Genomic DNA, 13,285 nt, shown 5'->3' on the forward strand with positions numbered 1-13,285 from the left:
AAGGTTGCGGGCTTCTGTGCGTCCGCTGGGTGAACTCCCAGGGTCGGCGGGCAGAATGAACGCGTGAACTTCACCTGGATTCTGCTGGTTGTCATTGCCGCCATCGCAGTCACCGGGCTGTCCAATCGACGAAACCTGCAGGCCCCGCTGGTCCTGGTGACCGTGGGCTCGGTCGCCTCCTTCATCCCCGGTATGCCGCGGCCCGAACTGGACCCCCACGTCATTCTCGGTGTGGTCCTGCCGCCGCTTCTCTACTCGGCCGCTCTCAAGTTCTCGGTCGCGACCTTCAAACGCAACCTTGCGCCCATTCTGCGTCTCGGCGTCGGAATGGTACTGGTGACGGCGTTCGTGGTTGCCTTCTTCGCCGAATGGATGGTTCCCGAGTTCACTATCGGCGCTGCCCTCGTGCTCGGAGCTGTGATCGCGCCGACCGATGCCGTCAGCGCGGTGGCGGTCGGTCAGAAACTCGGGCTCCCGAAACGAGTCATCGCCATCCTCACGGGCGAAGGGCTCGTCAACGACGCGACCGCGCTGACCCTCTTCACCGTCGCGGTCGCTGCCGTGACCGGAACGCGAATTGCGACGGATTCCCCCCTGTTGTTCTTCGCGTACGAAGTAATCGGCGGCGTTGTCGTCGGCTTGGTGCTCGCGTTTGTCGTCAAGTTCGTTCGCGCCCGCATGTACGACTCTCCACTCGAAACCGGCTTGGGGCTGGTCCTTCCGTTCGCTGCCTACCTGGCCGCTGAAGAACTACACGCGTCCGGTGTTCTGGCCGTCGTGGTTGCTGGTCTGGTGATCGGACACTATTCGACGGACGCGTCGATCATGACCAGGCTGCAGGAGCGCTCGGTGTGGTCGAGCCTGGACACGCTCCTCGAGATGTTCGTCTTCGCGTACATGGGGCTGCAACTGAGCTTCGTGATCGACGATGTTGTCGCCGACGGGCTTCCGGTGCTTCACGTGTTCGCGTACGGTCTGGCAGTCCTGGCCGTGGTCATCGTGATTCGGCCGGTGTGGCTGTTCCTGAGCTACTCCCGTGTGCGATTCGGTGTAACCCTGCGCCGTGATCGCGAGAATCAACTGACGTGGAAACAGAATCTGGTGGTCTCGTGGGCGGGAATGCGTGGTGTCGTCACTCTTGCCGCGGCCGGCGGTATCCCGTTCGCGCTCTCGTCCGGCGAGCCGTTCCCCGGACGCGGCGTCATTCAGGCGATCGCGTTCATCGTCGCGGTCGGGACACTGCTCATCCAGGGATCGACCTTGCCGTTCCTGATTCGTCGTCTCGACGTCGCGGATCCCTATGAACAATTGCGTACTCAGGAACAGATGGAGTTGGCACGCAACATTTCTCGCAAAGCCGGTGAGAAGGCGTTGGCCGACGCGGCTGCGCACCCTCCGTCGGGGATCGACGGAAAGGAATTACAGGCAATTGTCGAGCGCGTACGCCGCTCGATGCAGGCGAGGCTTCAACTCCAGGAGGTCGACGAGGACGCCGATCGCGAGGCCGCCTTGTGGAATGCGGGAGCGCTCTTCGACAAATTCCGGCATCAATCCCTTCGCTCGCAACGAGTCGCACTGATCGCCGCGCGCGACGACGGAGATCTCGACGACGAGGTATTGCGTACCGTATTGGAAGGACTCGACATCGAAGAGGCCGCAGCCGAGGAACGTGTCAGGCGTCGCCGAGCAGGCAGCGCGGGCAAATAGAGGGGAACACTGCGTATGACGGTTCGGAGTTCGAGGGTTCGCGCAGGCTGGGGAGTCGTGGTGGCGAGCGCGCTCCTCGTGAGCGTCGGCTGCGGATCGGATGCCTCGCCAGATGTCTCTGTCACCGACAACGCAACCACGACTACCCCGCCGGTCGAGAACAGCGCGCAACGCGGCGTCGTGTTCGACAGTGAACCCTTCACCAGCACAGCCGAAGTGGCGGCGTCCGGAGCGAGCGCGGTGAAAATCCTGTACGGCTCTACCTCCGGTATCGACGGCCGGGAGACCCAGGTATCGGGAACCGTGTTCACACCGCCTGGAACGCCGCCGGAGGGCGGGTGGCCGATCGTCTCCATCGGACATGGCACGACGGGTATTTCGGACGACTGCGCGCCGTCGACCTCGCCGACCCTCTTCGGCACGATCGGCCTGGTCGCGCCGTTCCTCGACTCGGGATACGTGGTCGCTGTATCCGACTTCGAGGGCCTCGGCACTCCGGACCCGCATCCTTACCTGCAACCGGACACCGCGGCGTTCAACGTCATCGACGCGGTTCGAGCGGCGCGCAACGTCGTTCCGGACACCTCGACTCGGTGGGCAACTCTGGGGCTTTCCCAAGGCGGGCAGGCTTCCTGGGCAGCGGCCGAGGAAGCCGACACCTACGGCGACGGACTGGAATTCGTCGGTGCAGCAAACCTGTCCCCGGCAGCGGACATCTCGCCGATCATCTCGAGTGATTCCGAGGTGAATCTGTCACTGCCTCAGCAACTGCTGCTGCCCTATGTACTCGAAGGGCTGTCCCTCACCCATCCGGAGCTCGAACGAACCGACTACGTGCGCGGCGCATTCGAGCAGAACTACGACCTGCTCACCTCGTGCCTGACCTCTCGCGCGACGGAGAAGTTGGGTCTTGTCGGAAAGGTGACGCCCGCCGACACCCGGCCAGCTACCGCCGAGGACGCGGACCGAATTCACGCGTGGCTCAGCGACGTTGCTCTCCCACGTCAACGCGCGAGCGGTCCGATGTACGTAGTCGTCGGTACCAATGACAACCTCATCCGTCCGGAATGGACCGAGGCGGCCGTCGAACGTGCCTGCGCCGAGGGTGACGTCATCGAATTCCAGGCGCGACCGGGCGAAGGTCACGCGGACGGCGCCGCTGTGCCGGGAGCTGTTGCGTGGGTGAAGGATCGATTTGCAGGTGTTCCGGTACCGAATACCTGCGGGTCGTGAATCGATGACGGCGTCGGCACGAATCCGCGCACTTGCACTGGCATTGCCAGAGGCAACCGAGCGGGTCAGCCACGGTGAATCGTCGTGGTTCGTGCGCAAAGCGCCGCAGTTCGTCACCATGGCAGATCACCACCACGACGATCGCCTCGCGATCTGGGCCGCGGCCCCACCTGGGGCGCAGGCAGATTGGGTCAGTCGCGATCCGACGAGGTTCTTCGTCCCCCCGTACGTGGGTGGCCGGGGATGGATCGGTGTGTACCTCGACGTTCCGAGTGCCGACGAGACCGAGGACGAGAAATTCTGGAACGACGTAGCCGACGTCGTCGAAGATGCGTACCGCACGGTGGCTCCGAAAACACTGATCCGGAAACTGGACGAGGATTCGCGTTGAGTCCGGCCGTGGTCGCGCTTCTCAGCGTGCTGATTCTCGCAGTGGCCGGGGCACTGACAGCGGTGTGGATGCGCACCAGACGTGAGGTGACCACCCCGACCGAGCGTGCCGTCCATGCCGCGCTCCATACGGCTTCACTTGCCGCGCGGCCACTTCGGCGTGGACTCGACAAGAATTCGGCCGCCGAGGCGGCGCCTCACCTACGCGAGCTGACCGGCGGTTCCGGTCTGGGCCTCGCAGACGCGTCGGGAAATCTGCTGGCGTGGGACGGCCGTCACGAAGCGTTGTCCGATCAATTCCACGACGCCGCCATTCGCGCGATCGAAGGCGAACGCCGGGTGCTCGTCACCCACTCGGACCTGGTGCGCGGACCGAGCGATCACCATGTGCGAGCGCTGATCGCTCAGCCCCTGCTGATCGAGGACATCGGCGTGGTCGGCGTGCTGGGAATCGTCACCAGCGAAGACCCGTGGCCGGGAATGCTCGGAGCGGTCACCGAGGTGGCTCGATACGCCTGCAGCCAGATCGAACTCGCCGACCTCGACGCGTCCAGAGCCCTGTTGGATCGCGCCGAAGTGCGTGCCCTCCGCGCGCAGATCAGTCCCCATTTCATCTACAACGCGCTCAACACGGTCGCGTCGTTCGTCCGAACCGACCCGGCGCGGGCCAGAGAACTGATCCTCGAGTTCGCGGACTTCACCCGGTACTCGTTCCGATCTGCGGGTGAGTTCACCCTGCTTGCCGACGAGCTACGCAACATCGATCGTTACCTGACCCTCGAACGCGCGCGATTCGGGGAGGCGCTGAACGTCCGCCTTCAGATAGCACCCGAAGTGCTCAACGTGGTTCTTCCGTTCCTGGCTCTCCAGCCGCTGGTCGAGAACGCGGTTCGTCACGGTATTTCGAGTAAGCCGGAGGGCGGGACCGTGAGCATCGTGGCCGCGGACGAGGGACCTGACTGCATCATCAGCGTCGAGGACGACGGTGTGGGGATGGACCCTGAACTACTGCGTTCCGGCTCACTTGACGCCATCGAGTCGGGATCGGGACGACCCAGCGCACGCGAAGCTGCTCACGTCGGTTTGGCCAACGTCGACGACAGACTTCGTGCCGCGTTCGGCAACGACTACGGACTCGTGGTGGAGACAGCGCCGGGTGCCGGTACGAAGGTCAGCATGCGTGTTCCCAAGTTCAAGCAGGGTATTCACGTCTGATTCTCGCCTTCGATGATCAGGCTGAAACCGTCGTGGGAACATGGACCTGTTGTGAACGAGACTGACACTGATGCCCAGCTGACCGTCCTTGCCGTCGACGACGAGAAACCAGCCCTCGACGAGCTGGCCTTCTTGCTGCGCGCCGAGGACTCGGTGGCGCACGTTCACACGGCATCGGATGCGACGACTGCGTTGCGGATACTGCGCGGTGGAAGCATCGACGCGGTATTTCTCGACATCAACATGCCCGGACTCGACGGTCTCGAACTGGCCGGCATCCTCTCCAATTTCGCGACGCCACCACCCGTGGTGTTCGTGACAGCGCACGACGATCGAGCTGTTGATGCCTTCGACCTCGGTGCCGTCGACTATCTACTCAAACCGCTCCGCGAGGAGCGTCTCGCTCAGGCCGTTCAACGGATCGTGGGGTTGGCCGGGCGCACCAAGAGCGAGAACAAGCCCGAAGCTGCGTCCGCCGACGAGGTGATCCCGGTGGAACTGGGCGGCGTCACGACGCTCGTTCAACGTTCCTCGGTGGAGTGGGTGGAAGCCGACGGGGACTACGCGCGTTTGCACACCGCCGGGAAGTCGCACCTGGTGCGCATCCCGATCTCGACGCTCGAATCACGCTGGGCCGACGCGGGCTTCTTGCGCGTGCACCGCTCCTACCTGGTGTCTTTGGCGCTGGTCACCGGCATCCGCACAGTAGGCAGCGGATTGGTGGTCTGTCTGCGCCCGCACGGAGACAAGCCTCCCGTCGAACTTCCGGTCAGCCGCAGACACACCCGTGAACTCAAGGATCGACTGGTTCGTGCGCCCAAGCAGAGCTGGTTGTCACGGTGACGTCGCAGTCCGATCCTCCGCAGCGTGAGCGCGTTGTGTTGGCGCAACGTAGTGGCGCACGGATCGTCCGTACGCGGGTGGAGGTGCAGGAACAGACCGAAGTCGGTGACGCCATGATCCGCGGTCTCGTTCGCGCGCAGTTGGGGCTGGCGATTCGCCTTGCCGTCGTCGCAGCCGGGCTCCTGTGTGCAGTACCGCTTCTGACGCACCTCTTCCCGACACTGTCGGAGGTCGCAGTCCTGGGCATCCGGTTGCCGTGGCTCGTGATGGGTGGCGCCGTGTATCCCTTGCTGTTGACCACCGGCTGGGTGTTCGTGCGTCGTGCGGAGCGAAACGAGCAGGACTTCAACGACATCGTGGACGACTGAGCGCGGCGCTGTGGGAGGACAACCTATCCCGGTGCTGACAGTGCTCGGCATCGTTGCGGCTGCCGTGGCAACCGTGGCTATCGGAATCTACGGCGTTCGGCTCGCTCGTACCACCTCGGACTTTCTCGTCGCGTCCAGAACCGTCAGCGCGCGGTGGAATGCGACGGCCATCTCCGGTGAGTACCTCTCCGCTGCTTCGTTTCTCGGCGTGGCCGGGCTGGTCGCGAAATACGGCGCCGACGCCCTCTGGTATCCCATCGGTTTCACCGCCGGATACCTCGCCCTGCTGCTGTTCGTCGCAGCACCGCTTCGGCGTTCCGGTGCATACACCGTCCCCGATTTCGCCGAATTCCGTCTCGGCTCACCGCGATTGCGCAAGCTCGCAATGCTCGTCGTCGCGATGGTGTGCATCCTGTATCTGATTCCACAGTTCCAAGGCGCGGGACTGACGCTCAACATTCTGCTCGGGGTTCCCAGCTGGATCGGCGGCGTTGCTGTCGGGGTCATCGTCATCGCCAACGTCGTCGGCGGCGGGATGCGCTCGATCACCTTCGTTCAGGCCTTCCAGTACTGGCTGAAACTGACTGCCGTCGCGATTCCCGCTGTGGCACTGACCTTCTACTTCTTCGGCGATCATCACGACGTCGGCGCGTCGATGCCGCCGACGGTCACCACTGCGACGACCGTCGACATCACCACCGACGTCGTCGTCCAGGTATCCGAGCCGGTGGCGGTCAGCGGCGGCACAGTCGACGGGCGAGTGGTCGAAGGAACCGTGACACTGGGCCCGGGGGAGCACACCCTCGGTGAAGGCATGTCCATGGTTCTCGACGCGGGAGCCGCGGTTCCCGTCATCGCGGGAGCGCCTGCGCAGAACTCGGATTGGATCACCCCGGGTTGGGGTTTCGGTGGGCCGCACCCGATGTATCAGGTGTACTCGCTGATGCTCGCGACCTTCCTCGGAACGCTCGGTCTGCCTCACGTTCTCGTCCGGTTCTACACCAACCCCGACGGCCGGGCCGCTCGTCTGACCTCGCTTGCAGTTGTCGGTCTGGTCAGTGTGTTCTACCTGTTTCCGACACTCCTCGGCGTCTTCGCTCGCCTGTACGTTCCGCAACTTCTGATCACCGGCACCTCCGACGCCGCGGTGTTGCTGCTGCCGGGCTCGGTGTTCTCGGGGTGGGGCGGACAACTGCTGGCAGCCCTCGTGGCGTCCGGTGCCATTGCCGCCTTCTTGTCGACGTCGTCCGGATTGCTCGTCAGCATCGCGGGCGTCGTCAGTACCGATGTTCTCCGCGGACGAGTTCGAGACTTCCGTATTGCAGCGCTCCTGGCCGGGCTCGTTCCGCTCGTGCTGTCGCTGGCGGTGGTGTCGGTCGACCTCTCGAGAACCGTCGGGTTGGTGTTCGCGGTCGCCGCGTCGACGCTCTGCCCACTGCTGGTGTTGGGTATCTGGTGGCGCGGTCTGACTGCCGTCGGCGCGGGGGCGGGGATGGTTGTCGGTGGATGTGTTGCGGGCACCGCCGCCACTGTCGCCGTCCTGGGTGGTTTGTCGGAGGACGTCCTCGGTGGCTGGCCGGCAGCCATTTTCGCGTTCCCGGCCGCGGTGAGCGTGCCGCTGGCGTTCCTCACGATGATCGTCGTGAGCAAGGTGTCGTCGAAGCAGATACCGGCAGATATTGCGCGAATCTTCACGCGGATGCACGCCCCGGAACGGCTCGGAATGGGCTCCGATCGCGAAGACGATCTCCGCCAACCCTGACTTTCACCGCCCGAACCCTCTGCCGTTGGTCGCGCCTGCCTGACCGTTCGGCGCAGCGCGCGACTGCTCACCGTGTGACTGGCGCCACAGCATCTTCATGTGACTCCGATCTCACTAACGTCTGTGCGTAGTTCACTTCACACGCGAGGCGAGGAGCCGGCAGTGTCCACAGCAGAAATCAGTGAGGGGTCGCCGCAAGAGCGACGTACCCCGGATGCCCAGGCATTCATAGACATGCAAGCGAGTCCCGAATTCCAGGAACTCCGAACGCGTCTGCGCAAGTTCGTTTTCCCCATCACTGCATTCTTCCTGCTCTGGTATGCGGTGTACGTCGTCCTGGCTACCTATGCCCACGACTTCATGGCCACCAAGGTCCTCGGCAACATCAATCTCGGCATCATCCTCGGCCTCGGGCAGTTCGTCACGACCTTCGCCATCACCGCGTGGTACGTGAAGTTCGCCGGTCGTGAGCTCGATCCCCGCTCCGCCGCCATCCGTGAAGAACTGGAAGGTCCCGCACAGTGATCACCACACTCGCCGCGTCCGGAACGGACGTAGGAAACCCCGCCTTCAACATCGCGATCTTCCTCGCGTTTGTCGTCGTGACCATGACGCTGGTCATCCGCGCCAGCCGGACCACCAAGAAGGCGTCCGACTTCTACACCGGCGGTGGGCAGTTCACCGGCCCGCAGAACGGGTTCGCCATCGCCGGCGACTACCTCTCGGCGGCATCGTTCCTCGGTATCGCAGGTGCGATCGCCGTGTACGGCTACGATGGCTTCCTGTACTCCATCGGATTTCTTGTCGCCTGGTTGGTTGCATTGCTCCTGGTCGCCGAATTGCTCAGGAACACCGGCAGATTCACGATGGCCGACGTCCTGAGCTTCAGGCTCAAGCAGCGTCCGGTGCGCATGGCGGCAGCCCTGTCCACCCTGGCCGTTTCCCTCTTCTACCTTCTTGCCCAGATGGCCGGCGCCGGTGGACTTGTCGCCCTGCTGCTCAACATCGACGGCAAGGTGGGACAGTCGATCGTCGTCGCGATCGTGGGTGTGCTGATGATCGTGTACGTCTTGGTCGGCGGCATGAAGGGCACCACCTACGTACAGATGGTCAAGGCAGTTCTGCTGGTTGCCGGAGCCGGAATCATGTTCGTACTCGTTCTGTGGGCAGTGCGCGGCAACTTCTCTCAGTTGCTCGCCAATGCGCAGGACATGGTCAACAGTTCCACCACCAAGGGTGTGCAGGGACGAGACATCCTCGGACCCGGTGCCAAGTACGGTCTTTCCGGAATGACGAAGCTCGACTTCATCTCTCTCGGAATCGCTTTGGTGCTCGGCACTGCGGGCCTGCCGCACGTGCTGATGCGCTTCTACACGGTGCCCACTGCCAAGGAAGCTCGCCGCTCGGTGACCTGGGCGATCGCGCTGATCGGTGCCTTCTACCTCTTCACATTGGTTCTCGGCTACGGCGCGGCCAGCATGGTCGGACCGGACAAGATCTTGGCAGCGCCAGGTAAGGAGAACGCGGCCGCTCCGTTGCTCGCCTTCGAGCTCGGTGGCACCATCTTCCTCGGCATCATCTCCGCGGTGGCGTTCGCGACCATCCTCGCCGTCGTTGCCGGTCTCGCGATCACTGCTTCGGCGTCGTTCGCTCACGACATCTACGCCAGTGTCATCAAGCGCGGCAACGCAACCGAGGAGCAGCAGGTTCGAGTTTCTCGAATCACCGTCGTGGTCATCGGACTCGTCTCCATCGTTCTCGGCATCATGGCGATGGGGCAGAACATCGCCTTCCTGGTGGCCCTCGCCTTCGCAGTGGCGGCCTCGGCGAACCTGCCCACCCTGCTGTACTCGCTGTTCTGGAAGAAGTTCAACACCACCGGTGCGCTCTTCAGCATCTACGGCGGTTTGGTCAGCTGCTTGACGCTGATCGTGTTCTCCCCGGCAGTGTCGGGCAAGCCGTCGTCGATGTTCCCGAACTCCGACTTCGCCTGGTTCCCGCTCTCGAACCCCGGCATCGTCTCGATCCCGCTGGCATTCGTCCTCGGCATCGTCGGTACGTACATCGGACGCAACAAGATCGAAGATCCGGCAAAGCAGGCGGAGATGGAAGTTCGCTCCCTCACCGGCGTCGGCGTCGAAAAGGCTGTCAGCCACTAAGAGGGGCAAAGCCCCGTGCGTCTTTCTGGTACCTCTGGTTACGGAAAAAGCGCACGGGGCTTATTGTTCTGCCATGGCAAAGCTCACAGTGAAAATCGACGTCCCGCTTCCTCCTCAAGAAGTGTGGGACAAGGCCTCCGATCTCAGCGGCTACGAAAACTGGCTCGTGGTTCACGACGGATGGCGCAGTGAACTTCCCGAGCAATTGGGTGTCGGCACCGAGATCAGCTCGGTCGTGACGGTGAAAGGCCTGCGCAACCGTGTTCGGTGGACCATCAAGAAGTACGACGTCCCGAAGGCGATCTCACTCAAGGGAGACGGCAAGGGCGGGGTCAAGCTCGGTCTCGAACTCGACGTGAAGGCAAAGGGCGACGGGTCGGAACTCGCGCTGACAGTCGAGTTGGGCGGCGCGCCGTTGTTCGGCCCGATCGGTTCGAGTGTGGCGCGGGCGCTCAAAGGCGATGTGGAGAAGTCACTGGCCCAGTTTGTCCAGATCTACACCTAGTTTGTGGAGATTTCCACATAGAGCTACTTCACCGCTAACATGAGTTAGGATTCTTTTCGGCGGGATAAACCGGGCATCAGTTGGTTATTGATGCGGGTCCCGCCGGAAAGGATTCGATCAATGTCGTCTCGTCATGGGTACGGCGCACCACCTGCGTCCATGCCTCGATCCGTGCAGGTTCTGATCGGACTCTTGGCGGTAGTTGCAGTCGGTGGAACGGCAGCATTCGCCGTGACGTTCAAAAGCGTCAGCGACAAGGGAGAACTCGGTGCGGGCGCCGCTGCAGCTGCGACGGCAACCAACTGTGACAACCCGGAAACCGTGACCGTGGCGGCCGATCCGTCGATCGCCTCGGGACTCGAAGCTGTCGCCGCTGCCATCCCCGCCGCGGATCTCGGATGCAGCTCGCTCAGCGTGACGCCGCAAGATCCCGTGCTCACCGTCGCGGCGATCGCCGACGGTACGGCGCCCGCACTGTGGATCCCTGATTCGAGCGAATGGCTGGACAAGGTTTCGGCGAGCGGGCAGGAGATTCGCCGGATCAGTAACTCGGTCGCCTCCACCCCGGTTGTCGCCGTCTCTGCGCCGGGTACCGAGGCACCCGGCGCATGGACGGATGTCCTCGGCGCTCCATCGCTGCACATCGGCGATCCCCTGACCAGTGCCGTCTCCAGCGCGCCGATCGTGGCGGCCTTTGCCGAGACCCAGTCGCGGGGCGGGGACCTCACATCCATTTCGGCAGCCCTGGTGCCGGTGGCACAAGCGCAGTACGGAAATCTGAAGGAAACCGGTTCGACCGGGCGCATCCAAACCGTGGACGCGTCCGGTGGAACCGCGGTGACTACCGAGCAGACCTTCGAGGCTTATCTCGCCGCACATGCGGACAGTCGACTCACCGCGTCGGTACCGTCGTCCGGTTCGGTCTTCATGGACTACCCGATGGCAAGTGTGGGTGCAGACTCGTCGGCGGCGGACGACGCCGGCAAACTGCTGGCGGCAGCGCTGGCATCGGACACCGGGCGTTCCGTACTTGCCGGCCTCGGGTTCCGCGGCGCGGATCAGGCCCCACCGGTCGCCGGTGGAGTGGGACAGGTTGGCTCGCTGGTGCCGTCCGATCCGTCTGTGGTCACCAAAGCGCTTGCGCGGTACGAGATTCTGTCCAGGCCTTCCCGCGCGCTGGCAGTTGTCGACGTCTCGGGGCCCATGGACTACATGCAGGACGGGGTCACTCGAATGGCCGCGACGGCGCAGGCCGGTGACATCGCGATCCGAATGTTTCCTGCCAACGCACAATTGGGTCTCTGGGCGTTCTCCGTAGACCTCGGTGACGGGACGGACTACCGCGAACTCGAACCTGTCGCCCGTATGGATGCAACTGAAGGTGGCACGGATCATCGGAGCAAACTGCTGTCTCGGATCGACAACCTCTCTTCGATCGTCGGCGGCGGAACAGGTTTGTACGACAGCGTTCTCGCCGCGTATCGGTCCATGCAACAGTCCTACGATCCGGCCTCGATCAATTCGGTGATTCTGCTTACCGACGGTGCCAACGACGATCCGTCGGGTATCGCCCTGCAGGAACTTCTCGACACCCTGACTCGCGAGCAGGACCCGACGCGGCCGGTACCGATCATCACCATCGGTGTCACCGATGATGCCGATACCGATGTGCTCGAGCAGATTTCGACTCTCACCGGCGGTAACAGTCACTTCGCTCCGACACCGGCAGACATCCCGAAGGTCTTCGTCGGCGCGATCAGTGGGCGCGCCGGCTGAACTACTCGAGAACGGGTGCGTCGGCGCTGTCGGTAATCCATTCGGTTGCGAGCTTCTCGAGGGTTCCGTCGGCGTAGAGCGCATCGACTGCCGCGGAGACGCACTCGGTCAGCGGACTGTTCTTCTCGAGCACCAAACCGAAGAATTCGGTGACTGCGTTGGGCCGCGGAAACTGACCCACGATGACCGACCCGGGCAGTTCGTTCTCGGTGATGTGGAATCCGGTCGGGATGTCGACGACCAATGCGTCGATCTCGCCCTCGGCCAGCGCAGCTTTCGCGTCGTCCGTGGTCGCGAACTCGCGTGGCGCAGTGGTCGGAACAATCGTGTCGGTGATCGCCGCGAGGCTGGTGGAACCGGTCTGAGCGCCCAAACGGTAGCCGGCCAGATCCGCAAGATTCTTTGCACCGGCGGCCTTGCTTCCGCGTGAGGCGATCACCGACTGCGCCACTGCGTAATACGGCGAGCTGAAGTCGACGTTCGCGCGGCGATCCCCGGAAATCGTGAACTGATTGACGTCGAAGTCGAAATCCTTGGGGCCTGGTTTCAATGCGTCGTTGAAGGCGACAGTAGTGAAGCGAACCTGGTCGGTGTTGTACCCGAGCTTGTCGACGACCGCCCGGGCCACCGCACCCTCGAGGCCTTTGCCGTTCGACGGATCGTTGTCGACGAACCACGGCGCGTACGCCGGTGAGTCAGTGGCGATGGTCAGGACACCGTCTTCGAGGGTGGTCCCGCTCTGGGGTCCGCACTTGTCCACTGCGGTGGTCGAGGGAAGTTTGGTGAACGCCTCGGGAACCGTGGTGGTGGTGTCTGCTGCCGCAGGTGCCTCCGGCTGCGACGAACACGAGCCCAACAAGATCGAGGAAGCGAAGATCGCGGTCACGGCAACTGCGCGTCGTGTCATAGGCACTAGGCCATCTTGCCTGTTTGTCCGGTCTGGACGTGACGGGGGTCTCGTGTGAGCGGAGTTCACGCAGCTGAGCGTCGCAGTGCAAGGCGCTCCGACGGTGTCGTCCCACCCCAGACTCCGTGCGGTTCAGCGGTCTCGAGTGCAAAGGTCAGGCAGTCCCGAATGACCGGGCAGCGGAAGCACACCTGCTTCGCGGAACTCTCCCGTGCAGCCCGATTGCGTCCGCGCTCTTCACCCGGCGAATAGAACACCGCCGGGTCCACTGTTTTACAGGTGGCGAACATCCGCCAGTTGTTGTCCACCAACGGCTCCACGGAACTGCGAACTGTCATCGTGGTCTCCTCTCCCATCGAGAATCCAGTCTTGCCCGTGGCCTGGCGCAGCGGCAGGTTTCCGATCCATCAGATTTCTACT

Annotated in this window: 13 protein-coding genes; 11 read left to right on the plus strand and 2 right to left on the minus strand. The window is 63.4% G+C overall.

The genetic code is table 11. The annotated features are described in order from the left end of the window. Positions 1-63 precede the first annotated feature (63 nt). From QM596_RS07095 to QM596_RS07145, 11 genes are all read left to right on the plus strand, one after another. Positions 64-1,707: a Na+/H+ antiporter gene (locus tag QM596_RS07095; RefSeq protein ID WP_019744841.1), complete on the plus strand. Its 1,644-nt coding sequence runs from the start codon at positions 64-66 to the stop codon at positions 1,705-1,707. Positions 1,708-1,722: 15 nt separating this feature from the next. Then, positions 1,723-2,940 carry a lipase family protein gene (locus QM596_RS07100; RefSeq protein ID WP_283308459.1) on the plus strand — a complete coding sequence of 406 codons (1,218 nt, stop codon included), beginning with the start codon at positions 1,723-1,725 and terminating at the stop codon, positions 2,938-2,940. 4 nt (positions 2,941-2,944) lie between these two features. Continuing rightward, positions 2,945-3,331 (plus strand): MmcQ/YjbR family DNA-binding protein, encoded by a 387-nt coding sequence (locus QM596_RS07105; protein WP_020970430.1) that lies wholly within the window; start codon positions 2,945-2,947, stop codon positions 3,329-3,331. Next, positions 3,328-4,545: a sensor histidine kinase gene (locus tag QM596_RS07110; protein WP_019744838.1), complete on the plus strand. Its 1,218-nt coding sequence runs from the start codon at positions 3,328-3,330 to the stop codon at positions 4,543-4,545. Before QM596_RS07105 ends, QM596_RS07110 begins: the two co-directional genes overlap by 4 nt. 51 nt (positions 4,546-4,596) lie before the next feature. Continuing rightward, positions 4,597-5,388 (plus strand): LytR/AlgR family response regulator transcription factor, encoded by a 792-nt coding sequence (locus QM596_RS07115; RefSeq protein WP_042952657.1) that lies wholly within the window; start codon positions 4,597-4,599, stop codon positions 5,386-5,388. Continuing rightward, complete coding sequence (locus tag QM596_RS07120) at positions 5,385-5,756, plus strand: membrane protein (protein ID WP_003939880.1); 372 nt, start codon at positions 5,385-5,387, stop codon at positions 5,754-5,756. The genes QM596_RS07115 and QM596_RS07120 overlap by 4 nt, the downstream gene beginning before the upstream one ends. 10 nt (positions 5,757-5,766) lie before the next feature. Beyond that, on the plus strand, positions 5,767-7,518 hold the full coding sequence (locus tag QM596_RS07125) for a sodium/solute symporter (protein ID WP_283308463.1): 1,752 nt from the start codon (positions 5,767-5,769) through the stop codon (positions 7,516-7,518). Positions 7,519-7,680: 162 nt separating this feature from the next. After that, positions 7,681-8,043 (plus strand): DUF485 domain-containing protein, encoded by a 363-nt coding sequence (locus tag QM596_RS07130; protein ID WP_003939976.1) that lies wholly within the window; start codon positions 7,681-7,683, stop codon positions 8,041-8,043. Beyond that, on the plus strand, positions 8,040-9,677 hold the full coding sequence (locus tag QM596_RS07135) for a monocarboxylic acid transporter (RefSeq protein ID WP_003939876.1): 1,638 nt from the start codon (positions 8,040-8,042) through the stop codon (positions 9,675-9,677). Before QM596_RS07130 ends, QM596_RS07135 begins: the two co-directional genes overlap by 4 nt. Before the next feature lie 73 nt (positions 9,678-9,750). After that, a complete protein-coding gene (locus QM596_RS07140) occupies positions 9,751-10,182 on the plus strand; it encodes a type II toxin-antitoxin system Rv0910 family toxin (protein ID WP_003939735.1) in 432 nt (143 codons plus the stop codon). Positions 10,183-10,302: 120 nt separating this feature from the next. Then, on the plus strand, positions 10,303-11,958 hold the full coding sequence (locus QM596_RS07145; protein ID WP_283308466.1) for a substrate-binding domain-containing protein: 1,656 nt from the start codon (positions 10,303-10,305) through the stop codon (positions 11,956-11,958). A 1-nt stretch (position 11,959) separates the two neighbouring features. Here the strand turns inward: QM596_RS07145 and QM596_RS07150 are convergent, their stop codons facing one another. Both QM596_RS07150 and QM596_RS07155 read right to left on the minus strand, forming a co-directional pair. After that, positions 11,960-12,865 carry an ABC transporter substrate-binding protein gene (locus QM596_RS07150; protein ID WP_283308468.1) on the minus strand — a complete coding sequence of 302 codons (906 nt, stop codon included), beginning with the start codon at positions 12,863-12,865 and terminating at the stop codon, positions 11,960-11,962. A 65-nt stretch (positions 12,866-12,930) separates the two neighbouring features. Further along, positions 12,931-13,203 carry a WhiB family transcriptional regulator gene (locus QM596_RS07155; RefSeq protein WP_019744832.1) on the minus strand — a complete coding sequence of 91 codons (273 nt, stop codon included), beginning with the start codon at positions 13,201-13,203 and terminating at the stop codon, positions 12,931-12,933. Positions 13,204-13,285 lie beyond the last annotated feature (82 nt).

It is taken from the genome of Rhodococcus sp. IEGM 1406, assembly GCF_030056745.1.
Taxonomy (GTDB): Bacteria; Actinomycetota; Actinomycetes; order Mycobacteriales; family Mycobacteriaceae; genus Rhodococcus_F; species Rhodococcus_F erythropolis.